This window comes from Pseudoduganella violacea, assembly GCF_014191875.1.
Taxonomy (GTDB): Bacteria; Pseudomonadota; Gammaproteobacteria; order Burkholderiales; family Burkholderiaceae_D; genus Rugamonas; species Rugamonas violacea_A.
Genome location: NZ_JACHXD010000008.1, coordinates 75,997 through 93,144, shown reverse-complemented (window position 1 = coordinate 93,144; position 17,148 = coordinate 75,997). Strand labels below are relative to the sequence as shown.

General features: G+C 62.8%; 13 protein-coding genes and 1 tRNA gene. 8 read left to right on the top strand and 6 right to left on the bottom strand.

Going from position 1 to position 17,148, the window contains the following annotated elements:
- Positions 1-45: 45 nt before the first annotated feature.
- The gene (locus tag FHS03_RS15190) at positions 46-1,296 is read left to right on the top strand and encodes a TIGR03862 family flavoprotein (protein WP_183441794.1); all 1,251 of its coding nucleotides are present in this window, start codon (positions 46-48) and stop codon (positions 1,294-1,296) included.
- On the opposite strand, the gene FHS03_RS15185 is transcribed toward FHS03_RS15190, so the two are convergent.
- The 6 genes from FHS03_RS15185 to hpnC all read right to left on the bottom strand — a co-directional run bounded on the left by FHS03_RS15185 (position 1,293) and on the right by hpnC (position 6,240).
- Positions 1,293-2,105 carry a head GIN domain-containing protein gene (locus tag FHS03_RS15185; RefSeq protein WP_307729549.1) on the bottom strand — a complete coding sequence of 271 codons (813 nt, stop codon included), beginning with the start codon at positions 2,103-2,105 and terminating at the stop codon, positions 1,293-1,295. The two genes, FHS03_RS15190 and FHS03_RS15185, sit on opposite strands and share 4 nt — an antisense overlap.
- Before the next feature lie 10 nt (positions 2,106-2,115).
- On the bottom strand, positions 2,116-2,892 hold the full coding sequence (locus FHS03_RS15180) for a DUF1700 domain-containing protein (protein WP_183441793.1): 777 nt from the start codon (positions 2,890-2,892) through the stop codon (positions 2,116-2,118).
- Between the two features lie 12 nt (positions 2,893-2,904).
- Entirely contained in the window at positions 2,905-3,036 is a 132-nt protein-coding gene (locus tag FHS03_RS28415) for a hypothetical protein (RefSeq protein ID WP_260110198.1), read from the bottom strand.
- A gap of 139 nt (positions 3,037-3,175) precedes the next feature.
- A complete protein-coding gene (hpnE, locus tag FHS03_RS15175; RefSeq protein WP_371871717.1) occupies positions 3,176-4,549 on the bottom strand; it encodes a hydroxysqualene dehydroxylase HpnE in 1,374 nt (457 codons plus the stop codon).
- Positions 4,542-5,375, bottom strand: a complete 834-nt coding sequence (gene hpnD / locus FHS03_RS15170; RefSeq protein WP_183441792.1) for a presqualene diphosphate synthase HpnD — start codon at positions 5,373-5,375, stop codon at positions 4,542-4,544. The genes hpnE and hpnD overlap by 8 nt, the downstream gene beginning before the upstream one ends.
- A 55-nt stretch (positions 5,376-5,430) precedes the next feature.
- Complete coding sequence (hpnC, locus tag FHS03_RS15165; RefSeq protein WP_183441791.1) at positions 5,431-6,240, bottom strand: squalene synthase HpnC; 810 nt, start codon at positions 6,238-6,240, stop codon at positions 5,431-5,433.
- A 180-nt stretch (positions 6,241-6,420) separates the two neighbouring features.
- Between hpnC and FHS03_RS15160 the strand changes: the two genes are divergently transcribed.
- The 7 genes from FHS03_RS15160 (at position 6,421) to lon (ending at position 17,104) form a co-directional block, all read left to right on the top strand.
- On the top strand, positions 6,421-7,557 hold the full coding sequence (locus tag FHS03_RS15160; protein ID WP_183441790.1) for an efflux RND transporter periplasmic adaptor subunit: 1,137 nt from the start codon (positions 6,421-6,423) through the stop codon (positions 7,555-7,557).
- Positions 7,554-10,637, top strand: coding sequence for an efflux RND transporter permease subunit (locus tag FHS03_RS15155; RefSeq protein ID WP_183441789.1), 3,084 nt, complete (start codon positions 7,554-7,556; stop codon positions 10,635-10,637). The genes FHS03_RS15160 and FHS03_RS15155 overlap by 4 nt, the downstream gene beginning before the upstream one ends.
- Positions 10,638-10,834: 197 nt before the next feature.
- Positions 10,835-10,921: transfer RNA gene (locus FHS03_RS15150), tRNA-Leu, on the top strand.
- Between the two features lie 31 nt (positions 10,922-10,952).
- A complete protein-coding gene (gene tig / locus FHS03_RS15145; protein ID WP_183441788.1) occupies positions 10,953-12,293 on the top strand; it encodes a trigger factor in 1,341 nt (446 codons plus the stop codon).
- A 76-nt stretch (positions 12,294-12,369) separates the two neighbouring features.
- The gene (gene clpP, locus FHS03_RS15140) at positions 12,370-12,987 is read left to right on the top strand and encodes an ATP-dependent Clp endopeptidase proteolytic subunit ClpP (protein WP_050407903.1); all 618 of its coding nucleotides are present in this window, start codon (positions 12,370-12,372) and stop codon (positions 12,985-12,987) included.
- A 155-nt stretch (positions 12,988-13,142) separates the two neighbouring features.
- Positions 13,143-14,411, top strand: a complete 1,269-nt coding sequence (clpX, locus tag FHS03_RS15135) for an ATP-dependent Clp protease ATP-binding subunit ClpX (protein WP_050407902.1) — start codon at positions 13,143-13,145, stop codon at positions 14,409-14,411.
- Between the two features lie 281 nt (positions 14,412-14,692).
- A complete protein-coding gene (lon, locus tag FHS03_RS15130; RefSeq protein ID WP_176349460.1) occupies positions 14,693-17,104 on the top strand; it encodes an endopeptidase La in 2,412 nt (803 codons plus the stop codon).
- The last annotated feature ends 44 nt before the right edge of the window (positions 17,105-17,148 follow it).

Here is a 17,148-nt window from a genome sequence, read left to right as displayed (position 1 = left end):
CGCGGGGCCGGCTGGGCGCTGTTTTCGACTACAATGCTGCACCTTATGAATAGTCCCGCACTTCACCGCAAACGCGTGGCCGTCATCGGCGGCGGCCCGGCCGGCCTGATGGCTGCCCAGACCCTGTCCGCCGCCGGCCACGCCGTCGATGTCTACGACGCCATGCCCTCGGTCGGCCGCAAATTCCTGCTGGCCGGGAAGGGCGGCATGAATATCACCCACGCCGAACCCTACGCGCAGTTCATCACGCGCTACGGCCGTCGCGCCACCGAGCTGCGTCCGATGCTGGACGCCTTCGGGCCGGAGCAGGTGCGCGCGCTGGTCCATGGCCTGGGCATCGAGACTTTCGTCGGTTCCTCCGGCCGCGTGTTTCCGACCGAGATGAAAGCCGCTCCGCTGCTGCGCGCCTGGCTGCATCGCCTGCGCGAAAGCGGCGTGCATTTCCACCAGCGCTACCGCTGGCTGGGCTGGGCCGACGGGCGCGCCGTGCTGCGCTTTGCCACGCCGCAGGGCGAGCAGGCGATCCAGGCCGACGCCGTGGTGCTGGCCCTGGGCGGTGCGAGCTGGGCGCGGCTGGGATCGGATGGCGCCTGGCTGCCGCTGCTGGCCGAACAGGGCGTGCCGGTGGCGCCGCTGCGGCCCGCCAACTGCGGTTTCGATGTCCGCTGGACCGAGTTTTTCAGCGCCAAATATGCGGGCGAACCGCTGACCACGGTGGCGGTCCTGTACCGTGACATCGAAGGCCGGCCGCAGCGCAAGCAGGGCCAGTTCGTGGTCACCGCCGGCGGCGTCGAAGGCAGCCTGATTTACGCCGTGTCGGCCGCCCTGCGCGAGCAGATCGAGCGCGATGGCAGCGCCTTGCTGGAACTTGACCTGCTGCCCGACCTGTCGCCCGAGCGCGTGCTGGCCGAAGTGCTGCACCCGCGCGGTTCGCGCTCCATGGCCAGCCATCTGCATGGGCGCTTAGGCGTCAAGGGCGTGAAAGCGGGTCTGCTGCACGAATGCCTGAGCAAGGAAGAATATGGCGATCCGCAGCGTCTGGCGCAGGCGCTGAAGGCTTTGCCGCTGCGTTTGAACGCGCCGCGCCCTATCGACGAGGCGATCAGCAGCGCGGGCGGGGTGCGTTTCGAGGCGCTGCACGGCACCATGCTGCAGGCGCTGCCCGGCGTCTTTGTCGCCGGCGAGATGCTGGATTGGGAAGCGCCGACCGGCGGCTATCTGCTGACTGCCTGCTTCGCCAGCGGCCGGCAGGCGGGCCAGGATGCGCTGGACTGGCTGGCGTCAAACCAGGCTTAGTGCTCCCAGTTGACCTCGCCGGAGCCGGTGCGGTTCACATTGCGCATGTCCGGGTTGCCGAACACGCTGATGTCGCCGCTGCCGCGCAGCACCAGCTCGGCCGAGTGGCGCGCAAACACTTGCGTGGTGCCCGAACCCTTGAGGTGGACGCTGACCTTGTCCGAGGCCAGGTGGCGCGCATCGAGGTCGCCTGAGCCGGTCAGTTCGGCGCTCAGTTCGCGGCAGCTGCCGCTGGACTTGATCTGGCCCGAGCCGACCATCTGCAATTCCACCTTCTCGCTGCTGCCGGTGTTCAAATTCAGGTCGCCGCTGCCATGCACGCCCGCCTCGACTTCGCGGTAGCGGCCATTGAAACTCACATTGCCCGAACCGTGCAGCTGCAGCGACAGCGTATCGCCGCTAAAGCCCGTCACGCTGCTGTCGCCGCTGCCATGCACTTCCAGCTCTTTCAGCGAAGGCAGCACCAGTTCCACCTGCAAGGGCCGGCGGTGGTGCAGCAGCATGCCCTTGATGCCGATGTGCAGGGTGGCGCCCTCCTGCTCGGTGTCCACATTACCCAGCATGCGCTGTTCGCCGCGCACGATCAGCATCGGCTTGCTGCCCTGGCGCAGCGTGAGGTCGATCGGCCCGCTCAATTCCACCATGGTGGTGGTGGCGCTGACCTTGCGCTCTTCGCTGGCGGCCGAGCGGCCGGCGGCGCTGGACGGGTTGGCGATGCCCTGCGCCCGCAGCACGCTGTAGGAAACGCCGGTCAACAAGATCGCCAGCAGCAGAAGGCCGAGGCCTACTTTAAACAGTCCACGCATCATTGGCTCCGCCTCAACGGCCCCGCAACAGGGAGAAATTCATTTCGATGTACCGGCGGATGCCGATCACGGTGTAGCGCGTCACCACGATGCTGAGCAGGCAAAGCAGGATGCCGCCCAGGATCAGGCTGACGCCGATGGCCGTTTGCGCCGTGCGCGATTCGGCATCCAGGTCGGTCGAGATGCGCACCCCGCTTTCGGCCACGGCTTCGGCTTTTTCCATCAGCCGGCCGGAGCGGCTGGTTTCGCCGTCCAGCGCCGCCTGCAGGGCGGGCGAGGGTTCCTGCTGCACTTGCAAGCCGTCGGCGCCGATGGAGACGCGGGTCTGCATGCTGCGGTCCTCGTCGTCGTCGAAAATCACCAGATGGCGCAGCGGACCATTCAATACCAGCTCATTGGCGCCGGCCAGGCCGCTGGCCGTGATGGCGATGCCGCTGAGGTAAAAGGCAAAGGCGGTGGCGTACAGTGCCATCAGCATGGAGCTGTAGACCACGGCCGGCACCACCATGAACAGATTGAACACGGCCAGGCCGAGGAAGGACATGGCCATGCGCGCCAGATTGGCCGGACTGCGTCTCTCTTCGAAAGCGTGGAGGTGGGCGTTGGCGCGCAAGGTCATGGCGATCTTGCGCGGTTCGTCGAGTTCCTGAGCGATTTCGGCTTCGCTGCGGCCCACTGCCAGGCCGTCGATGAAACGCTGCTCGTAGTAGGCCAGGGTCTTGGCGACCGTGTCCGGCGGCAGTCCCGCCAGGGCCTTGCTGAGCGCGCTCAGGTAGTCCGACTTGCTCATGCTCGCTCCCGCTTAATTGATCAGCGCCGCGGTCTGGACCAGGGTCACGCCCGGCGCACTGGTTAATTCGTCGAATTCCACGATCGCCACCGTGCTGGCGACGACCAGCAGTAGGACTACGAGCGTGCTAATACCTGTTTTCATTTTCATTCCCCAAAGCGTTTTATCTATGATGAAACTGTACGCAATGGGGCGCTGCCGGGCCATCGGTGTGCGACAGGCTGCAAAATTGGCGGGGCAGGCGACATATGCGGGGGATAGCCGGAACAGGCCGGCGCACCCTTCAGCCGCCCTTGACCAGCAATCTGGCGGCCGCCACGCCGCTGCGCACCGCCATTTCCAGGGTGGCGGGATAGTCGCCGGCCGTGTAGTCGCCAGCCAGCACCAGTCCCGGCAGCGCGGTGGCGTTGGCCGGGCGCTGCAGGCCGGGCGTGCAGGCATAGGTGGCGCGCTTCTCGGTGATCAGCTTGAACCACTCGGGCCGGCCCAGTTCCGGGCGCTGGAACGCCACCGCCAGCTGGACGGCGACCGCCTCGGCCAGCAAATCCTGGCCCTGGGCCGCCACCTCGGCCGAGGCGCTGATGACGACGGCCAGCAAGCCGGCCTGGCTGGCGTCGAGCTGGCCGCGGTCGAAGACGAATTGGCCCCAGGCGTGGTTATGCACGTCCTCGGCCAGGGCATAAAAGGGCAGGGCCAGGCGGGTATCCGGGCTGTATTGCAGATAGCAGGTGGTGATGGCTTCCGCTTCGAAAGCGGTGAGCTGGGCGGTCAGCCCGGCGGCGGCGGGCAGCTGGTTGAGCAGGACGGCCGAGGCGCCCGGCGCGCAGGCCAGCACCACGCCGTCGAACCAGGCGGTCCAGTTGCCGCCCACGGCTGAACCATTTGCTTCCAGCGCCCATTGCTGGCCTTGGGCCGTTTCGCCGGGCCGGATGGCGGCCACCTTGGCGCCACTGCGCACGCTGCCGCCATGCGCTTCGATATAGCGCGCGGCCGCTTGCGGGAACAGCGCGGACAGGTCGGCGCGCGGCAGCAGCATGTCGGAGGCGGCGCGGCGCGCGCCCAGGCTGTCGCGCAGCACATTCAGGAAGATGCGCGCCGAAGCGCGCTCCGGTGGCGTGTTCAGGGCCGCCAGGCACAGGGGGCGCCACATCAGGCGGATCAGGCGCGGGGTCTGGTCGAAGCGCTCCAGCAGTTCGCTGACGCTGCAATCGACGTCCAGCCGCCAGCCCATCCAGCGCGCCGTGGTGGAGAAGCGCGCCAAGGCCAGCTTGTCCTCGCGCTGCAAGCCCTTGGCGCACAGCAGGGCGGTCAGCAGGTGCAGCGGGGCGGGCAGGGGCAGGTTGGGCGCGACGAAGTCCATGCCGTCCGAATCGGCCGGGTAGCGCATCTGCAGCGGCGCCCTGAGCAAGGCTTGGCCGGTATCGACGCCGGCCAGTTTCATCAGGCGCAGCGATTCGCTGTAGGCGCCCAGCAGGATGTGCTGGCCGTTATCGAGTTCGCGGCGGTCGGTGGCGACACGGCGCGCGCGCCCGCCCAGGATGCGGCCCGCTTCGAACAGCGTGACTTGCACGCCGGCGCGCGCCAGCTCCATGGCCGCCGCGCAGCCGGCCCAGCCGCCGCCGATGACGGCGACGGTTTTGCGCTGCGGCTTAGCCACGGACCCAGGTCTTCCAGGCCAGCCACAGCTTGCGGATCGGCGTCAGCGAGATGCGCTGGCTCAGCACATGGTAGCCGTCGTCCTGGATTTCCTTGAGCAGGGTGCGGTAGATGGCCGCCATGATCAGGCCGGGACGCTGGGCGCGCCGGTCTTCTTTCGGCAGCAGGGCGAAGGCTTCGTCATAGGCTTGCTGGGCGCGCGCCGTCTGGAATTCCATCAGCTTGACGAAGTTCTCGGTGTGGCGCGCATTGAGCAGGTCGGCCGCCGTCACATTGAACTGCTGCAGCTCGTTGACGGGCAGGTAGATGCGGCCCTTGCGCGCATCTTCGCCGACGTCGCGGATGATATTCGTGAGCTGGAAGGCATGGCCCAGCTTTTCCGCGTACTGCAGGGTTTCCGGCCGCGTGGCGCCGAAAATGCTGGCCGACAGGATGCCCACCACGCTCGCCACATGCCAGCAGTATTTGCTCATGCCGGCATAGTCCAGGTAGCGGGTCTGGTTCAAGTCCATCTCCATGCCGTCGATGATGGCTTGCAGATGCTCCTGTTTCAGGTCGTAGGTGCGCAGATGCGGCTGCAGCGCCTGCGTCACCGGGTGGGTGTGCTGGCCTTCGTACATGCCGGCGATTTCCTTGCGCCACCAGCCCAGCTTCACGCGCGCCAGCGATTCGTCGCTGCATTCGTCCACCGTATCGTCCACTTCGCGGCAGAAAGCGTACAGCGCGGTGATGGCACGGCGCCGCTCCGGCGGCAGGAACAGGAAGCTGTAGTAGAAACTGGAGCCGCTTTGTGCGGCCTTCTGTTGGCAATATTCGTCGGGGGACATGGCTAAAAAGACAAGGTTCTGGCTGTCGAAGCCGCCATTGTATAGCTAAGCACCCTCACATCCGAAGGGCGCGCCAGAAAACTTTGATCCAGTCGCGTTTTTCCAGCTTGGGACGGCGCCGGAAGACATCGTATTCCACCGCCTCGATCGCTTCCAGGATGCGCAGGCCGCCCTGGATCACCAGGCGCAGTTCGAAGCCGATGCGGCCCTTGAGGCGCTTGGCCAGCGGCGCGCCGGACAGCATCAGCGCGCGCGCCCGCTCCACCTCGAAAGCCATCAGCTGGCGCCACTTGGCCTGGTTGTCCTTGCGGTCCAGGTGGGCAGGTGAGACGGCGAAGCGCGTCAGGTCTTCCAGCGGCAGGTAGATGCGTTCCTTCTGCATATCGATGGCGACATCCTGCAGGAAGTTGATGATCTGTAAGGCCGAGCAGATTGCGGCGGAATCGCGTAGATTATCGTCGTCGGCCGCGTCGTACAGGTGCAGCATCAGCGTGCCGACCGGATTGGCCGAGCGCGCGCAATAGTCGAGCAGGCTGTCATAGGTGGCGTAGCGCGTCACCGTGATGTCCTGCTTGAAGGCCGACAGCAGGTCGTAAAACGGTTGCAGGGGCAGGGCGTGGGCGTGGACGGCGCCGGCCAGGCGCGCGAACAGCGGCTCCAGCCCGGCTTCGTCGCGGCCGATGCGGCCCAGCGCAGCTTCATAGGCTGCCAGCGCGGCGATGCGCTGCTCGGGCGTGGCGTCGCCTTCGTCGGCCAGATCGTCGGCGCTGCGGGCGAAGGCGTAGATGGCTTCCACCGCGGGCCGCAGCCGCGACGGCATCAGGATGGAAGCGACAGGAAAGTTCTCGTAGTGGTCAACAGGCATAGAGAAGTTTTTTAAGTTAATGACGCGAAAGTCATTTGCAAATGGAGTTGACCCGGCTATAATTTTTTACTAAACGGAAAGTCAGTTAGTTCCAAGACGCAATAATAGTGGCGATTTGTTATCGTTGCAATTCAAGCTGCCCGCATAGTAAAGGAAATTACCGTGTATTCCCTGAAAAAAATGCCTCACCCCCTCTCATTGACGGCGATGGCCGCAGCGGCAGTTCTGCTGGCCGCCTGCTCCAAGCCCGCTGAAAAGACGGAAGATATCCGGCCGGTGCGCGCCATCGTCCTGCAAAGCAGCGATGTCGACGTGAACGCCGAGTTCTCCGGCGAGGTGCGCCCGCGCGTCGAATCGCGCCTGGGCTTCCGCGTCGGCGGCAAGATCATTTCGCGCAAGGTCGATGTCGGCACCCCGGTCAAACGCGGCCAGGTGCTGATGCAGCTCGACCCGCAGGATTTGCGGCTGGCCCAGACCCAGGCCATGGCCAGCCTGCGCGCGGCCGAAACCAACCGCGATTTCGCGCTGGCCGAATTGAAGCGCTATCAGGAATTGCGCGAAAAGAATTTCGTCAGCCAGGCCATCCTCGACTCCAAGAGCTCGGCCTACAAGGCGGCCGAAGCCACGGTCGATTCATCCAAGGCGGTGCTGGCCGGCCAGGCCAACCAGACCGGCTACTCGACGCTGGAAGCCGATATCGACGGCGTGGTGACGGCGGTCGATGCCGAAGTGGGGCAGGTGGTCGCCCCCGGCACGCCGGTGGTGCGCGTGGCCAAGTCGGGCGAGAAGGAAATCGTGATCGGCGTGCCGGAAGACAAGGTCGACGTGCTGCGCAAGATCGAGGACGTGCAGGTGCGCCTGTGGGCCAATCCGAACGAAGCGGCGCCGGGCAAGATCCGCGAAGTGTCGCCGGTGGCCGATCCCGCCACCCGCACCTATACCTTCAAGGTCACGATCCCGCCGAGCATGGCCGACGCCAAGCTGGGCATGACGGCCTCGGTGCAGTTCGCGTCGAAGACGCCGGCGCCGCAGATCAAGGTGCCGCTGACGGCCCTGTTCCATGAAAAATCCGCCACCTCGGTGTGGGTGGTGGAAAACGGCGCGGTCAAGCTGGTGCCGGTGACGGTGGGCGGCGCGGCCGGCAATGAGCTGGTGCTGAACAGCGGCGTCAAGGCCGGCCAGCAAGTGGTGACGGCGGGCGTGCACCTGCTGAAACCGGGCCAGAAAGTCAAAGTGCTGGACGCCGAGCCGGCGCAGCAGAAGGCGCAGCCGCAGCCGCAGCCGAATACTAAGGCCGTGGCGGGAGCGTCGAAATGAAGGACGGATTCAATCTCTCGCGCTGGGCGCTGGAGCATATCCCGCTGACGCGCTACCTGATCGCCGTGCTGCTGATCGGCGGCATGCTGAGCTACGCCAATCTGGGCCAGGATGAAGACCCGCCGTTCACCTTCCGTGTGATGGTGGTGAGCGCCAAGTGGCCGGGCGCCACGGCCTTGCAGGTGGCCGAGCAGGTGACGGACAAGCTGGAGAAAAAACTCCAGGAAACCCCGTACATCGACGAGATCAAGAGCTATTCCAAGCCGGGCGAAGCGCTGATCATGCTGGAGCTGCGCGAATCGGCGCCGCCCAAGGAAACGGCGGCGGCCTGGTACCAGGTGCGAAAAAAGATCGGCGATATCCGCGGCACCCTGCCGCAAGGCGTGGTCGGCCCCTTCTTCAACGATGAATTCGGCGACACCTACGGTTCCATCATCGCGCTCTCGGGCGACGGCTTCACCTATGCCGAGATGAAGGACTACGCCGACTTCGTGCGCCAGCAGCTGCTGGGCGTGGCGCGCGTGTCCAAGGTCGAGCTGTTCGGCGTGCAGGACGAGAAGGTCAATATCGAGTTCTCGCACAAGAAGTTCGCCCAGTTGGGCATTCCTTTCGAGCAGATCGTGAACCAGATCGCCACGCAGAACGCGGTCGAATCCAGCGGCCTGCTGGTGACGCCGACCGACAATCTGCAAGTGCGCGTGACCGGCGCCCTGAAGTCCATCAAGGACCTGGAAGACCTGGAACTGCGCGCTAATAACACCACTTTCCGCCTGGGCGACTTCGCCACCGTCAAGCGCGAATACCAGGACCCGCCGCATGAAAAGATGCGCTTCAACGGCAAGGAAGTAATCGGCCTGGGCATCTCGATGGAGAAGGGCGGCAATATCATCGAGATGGGCAAGGATCTCGAAAAAACCGTGGCTGAACTGAAGGGCAAGCTGCCGGTCGGCATCGAGCTCGATCGCGTGTCGAACCAGCCGGCGGCCGTCAAGGGGTCGGTGGGCGAGTTCGTGCACACCCTGATCGAGGCCGTGCTGATCGTGCTGGCGGTGAGTTTCGTCGCGCTCGGCCTGCATACCAAACCCAAGCTGCGCCTGGACGTGCGTCCCGGCCTGGTGGTGGCGCTGACCATCCCGCTGGTGCTGGCCGTGACCTTCCTCTTCATGCGCATGCTCGACATCGACCTGCACAAGATTTCGCTGGGCGCCCTGATCATCGCGCTGGGCCTGCTGGTGGATGACGCCATCATCGCCGTCGAAATGATGGTGCGCAAAATGGAAGAGGGCTTCTCGCGCTTCGATGCCGCGACCTTCGCCTATACCTCGACCGCGATGCCGATGCTGACCGGCACCCTGATCACCGTGGCGGGCTTCCTGCCCATCGGCCTGGCCAAGTCGGCCGCCGGCGAATACACCTTCTCGCTGTTCTCGGTGAACGCGATTGCGCTGATCATGTCCTGGGTGGTGGCCGTGGTGTTCACGCCGTATATCGGTTATGTGCTGCTGAAAGTGAAGCCGCATGCCGAAGGCGAACATGGCCACGATGTGTTCGACGGCCCCGGCTACCAGCGCTTCCGCAGGCTGGTGAACTGGTGCGTCACCTGGCGCAAGACCACCATCGCCGCTACCATCGCGATCTTCGCGCTTGGGGTCTACGGTTTCAATTTCATCGAGAAGCAGTTCTTCCCCGATTCCAGCCGCCCCGAACTGATGGTGGAGATGTGGTCGCCCGAAGGCACGGCTTTCGCCGCCAATGAAATCCAGGTGAAGAAGTTCGAAGCCTTCATCAGCAAGCAGGCCGGCGTGGAAAGCGTGACCAGTTATGTGGGCACGGGCAGCCCGCGCTTCTATCTGCCGCTGGACCAGATATTCCCGCAATCGAACGTGTCGCAGATGGTGGTGCTGGCCAAGGACCTGAAGTCGCGCGAAGAGCTGCGCAAGAAGATCGAGGAAGTATTCAAGAACGACTTCGCCGAAGTGCGCGGCCGCGTCAAGCTGCTGCCGAACGGCCCGCCGGTGCCGTATCCAGTGCAGTTCCGCGTCACCGGCACCGAGGTGGAGAAGGTGCGCGCCATCGCCGACCAGGTGAAGGACGTCATGCGCGCCAACCCGAATACCATCGGCGTGAACGACAACTGGAACGAGTCGGTCAAGGTGCTGCGCCTGGACCTGGACCAGGACAAGATGCGCGCCCTGGGCGTGACTTCGCAGACTGTGATGCGGGTGGCGAACACCATCCTGTCCGGCACCCAGGTCGGCCAGTACCGAGAAGGCAATAAGCTGATCGACATCCAGGTGCGCCAGCCGCTGGAAGAACGCAAGACGATTTCGGTGCTGAACGATACCAGCGTGCCGACGGCCAGCGGCAAGGCCATCACGATCTCGCAGATCGCGCGCGCGCACTTCGTGTGGGAGCCGGGCGTGGTCTGGCGCCAGGGCCGCGAATGGGCCATCACCGTGCAGTCGGACGTGAAGGAGGGCATCCAGGGGCCGACCGTGTCGGACCAGATCGATCCGAAGCTCGACGAGCTGCGCGCCAAGCTGCCGGCCGGCTACCGCATCACCGTGAAAGGCGCGGCGTCGGACAGCGGCGAGGCGGAACAATCGATCTCGGCCAATCTGCCGCTGGCGATCTTCATCATCTTCACCTTGCTGATGCTGCAGCTGCACAGCTTCTCGCGCTCGATGCTGGTCTTCCTCACCGGCCCGCTGGGCGTGGCCGGCGCGGCCTTCGCCTTGCTGCTGCTGCATCGTCCGCTGGGCTTCGTGGCCAACCTCGGCATCATCGCGCTGTTCGGCATGATCATCCGTAACTCGGTGATCCTGGTCGACCAGATCGAGCAGGACATCAAGGCCGGCACGCCGCCGTGGGATGCGGTGGTGGAGGCGGCGGTGCGCCGCTGTCGTCCGATCCTGCTGACGGCCGCCGCCGCGGCGCTGGCCATGATTCCCTTGTCGCGTTCCGTATTCTGGGGACCGATGGCGGTGGCGATCATGGGTGGCCTGGTCTTGGCGACGGCGCTGACTTTATTGTTCCTTCCAGCTTTATATGCGGCCTGGTTCCGCGTGGAAAAGACTTGAAAAAGAGTTGAAACGGACGGCGTGCGGCGGGGATGAAATAAAAGAGTTTGCACATTCGTTGTGCATAAGTTAAAAAACCCTACCGCACTCTGAAAAAAACAGTAAAATACCGCGTTGAAGTTGAAAGCTCCTGCGATTGCAGGATAGGGCGACCCGTTTTCACTTAATGGTCGCCCTTTGCTTTTGTGCAAAAACGCGCGAGGATGGCGAAATTGGTAGACGCACCAGGTTTAGGTCCTGACGCCAGCAATGGTGTGGGGGTTCGAGTCCCCCTCCTCGCACCAACAGTATTCTAATTTTTTGGACGATTTTTACATGGCAACTGCTGTCGAAACCTTGGGCAAACTCGAACGCCGTCTCACGATTTCCTTCCCACTGTCGGACGTTCGCGCCGAAGTGGAGAAGCGCCTGAAAGTGCAAGCCCGCAGCGCACGCGCTCCCGGCTTCCGTCCAGGCAAAGTGCCGCTGAAAATGGTTGCTGCACAATACGGCTATCAAATCGAGACTGAAGTCCTGAATGACAAAGTGGGCCGCGCTTTCAACGACGCCGCCAACGAGAACAATCTGCGCGTGGCTGGTTTCCCGCGCATCGAGCCGAAAGAAGGCGCGCCAGAAGGCCAGCTGACCTTCGACGCTACTTTCGAAATCTATCCGGAAGTGGAAATCGGCGACCTGTCGAAAGTGGAAGTCGAAACCGTGAAATCGGCCGTGACCGACAGCGAAATCGACAAGACCATCGAAATCCTGCGCAAACAGCGCGTGCACTTCCACACCAAGGGTGAAAAAGGCGAACACGGCGACGGTGGCGAGGCGATTGCCGCCAACGGCGACCGCGTGACCGTGGACTTCGTCGGCTCCATCGACGGCGTGGAATTCCCAGGCGGTAAAGCTGACGACTACGCTTTCGTGCTGGGCGAAGGCCGCATGCTGCCGGAATTCGAAGCCGCCACCATCGGCCTGAAAGTGGGCGAGTCCAAGACCTTCCCGCTGGCTTTCCCTGAGGACTACCATGGCAAGGATGTGGCCGGCAAAACCGCCTCGTTCACCATCACCCTGAAACAGCTGGAATGGGCGCACCTGCCGGAAGTGGACGCCGAGTTCGCCAAGTCCCTGGGCGTGGCCGATGGCGACCTGGCTAAAATGCGCGACGACATCAAAGTCAATCTGGAACGCGAAGTCAGCGGCCGCATCAAGGCACGCAACAAGGAAGCCGTGATGGAAGCGCTGGTGAAAACCGCGACCCTGGACGTGCCGCAAGCCCTGATCGCCCAGGACACCGAGCGCCTGGCCGAAATGACCCGCCAGGACATGGCTGCGCGCGGCATGAACGTGAAAGACGTGCCGTTCCCACCAGAACTGTTCCAGGACAAAGCTGAGCGCCGCGTGCGCCTGGGCCTGATCCTGTCGAAACTGGTCGGCGACAACGAACTGCAAGCCACGCCTGAACAGGTGAAAGCGCAGATCGAAGACTTCGCGCAAAGCTACGAAGACCCGCGCGAAGTGCTGAAGTACTACTACAGCGACCGCCGCCGTCTGGCTGAAGTGGAAGCCCTTGTATTGGAAGAAAACGTCGTTACTTACGTGCTGGGCCTGTCGAAATCTTCGTCGAAAGACATCGCCTTCGACGAACTGATGGGAAGCGCCGCGCAGGCTTGAGTTCAAGCTTAGGTCTTGCGTTTAACCAGCGCCGGGCAACCGGCGCTGCTTCACTCAAGTAAAAGGAAGGACTGGAATGAACCGTAATCCAGCACTCGATACTGAAATGCTCGGCCTGGTGCCGATGGTGATCGAACAGAGCGGCCGCGGCGAGCGCTCCTACGACATCTACTCGCGTTTGCTGAAAGAGCGCGTGATCTTCATGGTGGGCCCGGTCAACGACCAGATGGCCAATCTGATCGTGGCGCAGCTGCTCTTCCTGGAAAGCGAAAATCCGGACAAGGATATCTCGCTCTACATTAACTCCCCAGGCGGCTCGGTATCGGCCGGTCTGGCCATCTTCGACACGATGCAGTTCATCAAGCCTGACGTGTCGACGCTGTGCACCGGCATGGCCGCCTCGATGGGCGCCTTCCTGCTGGCCGCCGGCGCCAAGGGCAAGCGCTTCTCGCTGCCGAACTCGCGCATCATGATCCACCAGCCTTCCGGTGGTTCGCAGGGCCAGGCCTCGGACATCGAGATCCAGGCCAAAGAGATCCTTTACTTGCGCCACCGCCTGAATTCGATTCTGGCGGAGCGCACCGGCCAGACGGTCGAGCAAATCGCCAAGGACACGGATCGCGACCGCTTCCTGTCCGCCGACGAGGCCGCGGAATATGGTCTGATCGACAAAGTGTTGACCAGCCGTACTTGATGCGTCCCAAGCGGAATTGCTAAAAAAACGCCCGGACGCTACAACGTTCGGGCGTTTTGCATTTATTTCGGGTAGCATGGTGGTTGTGTGCAGGACTTCTTTCCCTATACACATTGAACCTGCAGCACCCAATCTTGCAACTAAAGAAAAGTCCCATGTCAGACAAAAAATCCTCCAGCGGCGAAAAACTTCTGTACTGCTCGTTCTGCGGCAAGAGTCAGCACGAAGTGAAAAAGCTCATCGCCGGACCCTCCGTCTTCATCTGCGACGAATGCATTGACCTGTGCAATGACATCATCCGCGACGAGACGTCCAGTATCGAATCTGTCACGGGCGCCAAGTCGGACTTGCCGACGCCGCAGGAAATCAGCGAACTGCTCGACCAATATGTGATCGGCCAGCTGACGGCCAAGCGCATCCTGTCGGTGGCCGTGTACAACCACTACAAGCGCCTCAAGCACCTGGGCAAGAAGGATGACGTCGAGCTGGCCAAGAGCAATATCCTGCTGGTGGGCCCGACCGGCTCCGGCAAGACCCTGCTGGCCCAGACCCTGGCCCGCATGCTCAATGTGCCTTTCGTGATCGCCGACGCCACCACGCTGACCGAAGCCGGCTATGTGGGCGAGGACGTGGAAAACATCATTCAGAAGCTGCTGCAAAGCTGCAACTACGACGTCGAGAAAGCCCAGCGCGGCATCGTCTATATTGACGAGATCGACAAGATTTCGCGCAAGTCGGACAACCCGTCCATCACGCGCGACGTGTCGGGCGAGGGCGTGCAGCAAGCCCTGCTGAAACTGATCGAAGGCACCATGGCGTCGGTGCCGCCACAGGGCGGCCGCAAGCATCCGAACCAGGATTTCGTGCAGATCGACACCACCAACATCATGTTCATCTGCGGCGGCGCGTTCGACGGCCTGGCCAAGATCATCTCCAACCGTTCGGAGAAGAGCGGCATCGGCTTCTCGGCCACGGTGAAGAGCCAGGAGCAGCGCGCCAACAGTGAAATCCTGCTCGACGCGGAACCGGAAGACTTGATCAAGTTCGGCCTGATTCCGGAGCTGGTGGGCCGTCTGCCGGTGGTCGCCACGCTCAACGAGCTGACCGAGGAAGCGCTGATCCAGATTCTGGTGGAGCCGAAGAACGCCCTGGTCAAACAGTATTCCAAGCTGCTCGAAATGGAAGGCTCGGAACTGGAGATCCGTCCCGCCGCGCTGCACGCCATCGCCAAGAAAGCGCTGGCGCGCAAAACCGGCGCGCGCGGCCTGCGCTCGATCCTGGAACACGCGCTGCTCGACATTATGTATGAGCTGCCAAACCAGCAAAATGTCAGCAAAGTGGTGATCGATGAAAATACCATCACCTCCGGCGCGAAACCTTTGCTGATTTATCAGGAAACTCCGAAAGCTTCTGGCGAGAATTGATTAAAGCTTGAGCAGCCTTGCACACCCGGAGAAAAAGGCATTTGCATCCATAGGGCAAGGCGGTACAATCGATCTCAATAAAAGCATCGGGCTTCATTCGGAAAGCCACCAGCGGCGCCAGTCGCGCGGTGGCTTTTCTTATTGTAACCTGCATATTTTTAGAGCAGAGCGGCCTATATTCCAGGCAACGCAAGATATTCTCAGGAATTATTTTGGCCGCAGGACTTGTGATTCGGCTGCGAGTGCCTACATCATAAACATGCTTTTACATAAGGTACGCCATGACAACTTCCAAACTCACTGAGCAAACTCAGCTGCCGTTGTTGCCTTTACGGGATGTCGTAGTTTTCCCGCATATGGTGATACCGCTGTTCGTCGGGCGCCCAAAATCGATCAAGGCGCTGGAAGCGGCTATGGAACAAGGCAAGAGCATCATGCTTGCCGCGCAGAAAGCCGCCGCCAAGGACGAGCCTTCCGCCACCGATATTTATGAAATCGGTTGCGTCGCCAACATCCTGCAGATGCTGAAGCTGCCGGACGGCACCGTGAAGGTGCTGGTCGAAGGCGCCCAGCGCGCCCGCATCCGCCGCATCAGCGACACCCCATCCCATTTCGTGGCCGATCTGACGCCGCTGGAATCCGAAATCGGCGACGATTCGGAAATCGAGGCCATGCGCCGCGCCATCGTGCAGCAGTTCGACCAGTACGTAAAACTGAACAAGAAGATTCCACCGGAAATCCTGGCCTCCTTGTCCGGCATCGACGACGCCGGCCGCCTGGCCGACACCGTGGCCGCGCACCTGCCGCTCAAGCTGGAGCAGAAGCAGGTCATCCTGGAAATCTTCAACGTCGCCAAGCGCCTGGAGCATCTGCTCGGTCAGCTGGAAGGCGAGCTGGACATCCTGCAGGTCGAGAAGCGCATCCGTGGCCGCGTCAAGCGCCAGATGGAGAAATCGCAGCGCGAGTACTACCTGAACGAACAGGTGAAAGCGATCCAGAAAGAGCTGGGCGAAGGCGAAGAGGGCGCGGACCTCGACGAGCTGGAAAAGAAAGTCGCATCGGCCAAGATGCCGAAAGAGGCGCTGGACAAGGCCAACGCCGAACTCAAAAAACTCAAGCTGATGTCGCCGATGTCGGCCGAGGCGACCGTGGTGCGCAACTATATCGACACCCTGGTCAGCCTGCCGTGGAAGAAAAAATCCAAGGTCAACAACGACCTGGCGAACGCCGAGAAAGTGCTGGAAGGCGATCACTATGGCCTGGAGAAGGTCAAGGAACGCATTTTGGAATACCTCGCGGTGCAGCAGCGCGTGGACAAGCTGAAAGCGCCGATCCTGTGCTTCGTCGGTCCCCCTGGCGTGGGTAAGACCTCGCTCGGCCAGTCGATCGCCCGCGCCACCAACCGCAAGTTCGTGCGCATGGCGCTCGGCGGCGTGCGCGACGAAGCCGAGATCCGCGGCCACCGCCGCACCTATATCGGCTCCATGCCGGGCAAGGTGCTGCAGTCGCTGTCGAAAGTCGGCGTGCGCAATCCGCTCTTCCTGCTCGACGAGATCGACAAGATGGGCGCGGACTTCCGCGGCGATCCTTCCTCGGCCCTGCTGGAGGTGCTGGACCCTGAACAGAACCACACCTTCTCCGACCACTACATCGAAGTCGACTTCGATCTGTCGGACGTGATGTTCGTGGCGACCTCGAATTCCTACAACATCCCGCCGGCGCTGCTGGACCGGATGGAAGTGATCCGCCTGTCGGGCTACACGGAAGACGAGAAGACCAATATCGCCCAGCGCTACCTGCTGCCGAAACAGATCAAAAACAATGGTCTGAAGGAAGGCGAGATCAGCGTCAGCGAAGCGGCCCTGCGCGACATCATCCGCTACTACACCCGCGAGGCCGGCGTGCGTTCGCTGGAACGCGAAGTGTCGAAAATCTGCCGCAAGGTGGTCAAGCTGCTGCTGCTGAAAAAGACCGAGAAGAAGGTCGCCGTCACGCCGAAAAACCTGGATAAATTCCTGGGCGTGCGCCGCTACGACTTCGGCGTGGCCGAGAAGGAAAACCAGGTCGGCCAGGTGGTGGGTCTGGCCTGGACCGAGGTGGGCGGCGATCTGCTGACCATCGAATCGGTGGCCATTCCGGGCAAGGGCGGCGTGATCCGCACCGGCACGCTGGGCGATGTGATGAAGGAATCGATCGAAGCCGCGCGCACCGTGGTGCGCAGCCGCGCCGCGCGCCTGGGCATCAAGGCCGAGGTGTTCGAGAAGAACGACATCCACATCCACGTGCCGGAAGGCGCGACGCCGAAAGACGGTCCTTCGGCCGGCATCGCGATGACGACCGCCATGGTGTCCGTGTTCACGGGCATTCCTGTGCGCGCCGACGTGGCGATGACGGGCGAGATCACGCTGCGCGGCGAAGTGCTGCCGATCGGCGGTCTGAAAGAGAAGCTGCTGGCGGCGCATCGCGGCGGCATCAAGACCGTGATGATCCCGGAGCAGAACGTCAAGGACCTGGCCGAGATTCCGGACAATGTGAAGAACAAGCTGGAAATCGTGCCGGTGCGCTGGATCGACAAGGTACTGGAAGTGGCGCTTGAGCGTCAGCCCGAGCCGATCACCGAAGTGGCCGCCGTGGAAGCGGTGGCTGCAGCGGCCGCGAAGCCCGATGGCCAGAGCGAAGTAGTGAAACACTAATACCTCTTGGCTCGCAGTACACAAAACAGGCGCCCATGCGGCGC

Coding starts and splice junctions, on each gene's coding strand:
- FHS03_RS15190 (WP_183441794.1), top strand. CDS start 46: ATGAATAGTCCCGCACTTCACCGCAAACGCGTGGCCGTCATCGGCGGC.
- FHS03_RS15185 (WP_307729549.1), bottom strand. CDS start 2,105: ATGATGCGTGGACTGTTTAAAGTAGGCCTCGGCCTTCTGCTGCTGGCG.
- FHS03_RS15180 (WP_183441793.1), bottom strand. CDS start 2,892: ATGAGCAAGTCGGACTACCTGAGCGCGCTCAGCAAGGCCCTGGCGGGA.
- FHS03_RS28415 (WP_260110198.1), bottom strand. CDS start 3,036: ATGAAAACAGGTATTAGCACGCTCGTAGTCCTACTGCTGGTCGTCGCC.
- hpnD (WP_183441792.1), bottom strand. CDS start 5,375: ATGTCCCCCGACGAATATTGCCAACAGAAGGCCGCACAAAGCGGCTCC.
- hpnC (WP_183441791.1), bottom strand. CDS start 6,240: ATGCCTGTTGACCACTACGAGAACTTTCCTGTCGCTTCCATCCTGATG.
- FHS03_RS15160 (WP_183441790.1), top strand. CDS start 6,421: ATGCCTCACCCCCTCTCATTGACGGCGATGGCCGCAGCGGCAGTTCTG.
- FHS03_RS15155 (WP_183441789.1), top strand. CDS start 7,554: ATGAAGGACGGATTCAATCTCTCGCGCTGGGCGCTGGAGCATATCCCG.
- tig (WP_183441788.1), top strand. CDS start 10,953: ATGGCAACTGCTGTCGAAACCTTGGGCAAACTCGAACGCCGTCTCACG.
- clpP (WP_050407903.1), top strand. CDS start 12,370: ATGAACCGTAATCCAGCACTCGATACTGAAATGCTCGGCCTGGTGCCG.
- clpX (WP_050407902.1), top strand. CDS start 13,143: ATGTCAGACAAAAAATCCTCCAGCGGCGAAAAACTTCTGTACTGCTCG.
- lon (WP_176349460.1), top strand. CDS start 14,693: ATGACAACTTCCAAACTCACTGAGCAAACTCAGCTGCCGTTGTTGCCT.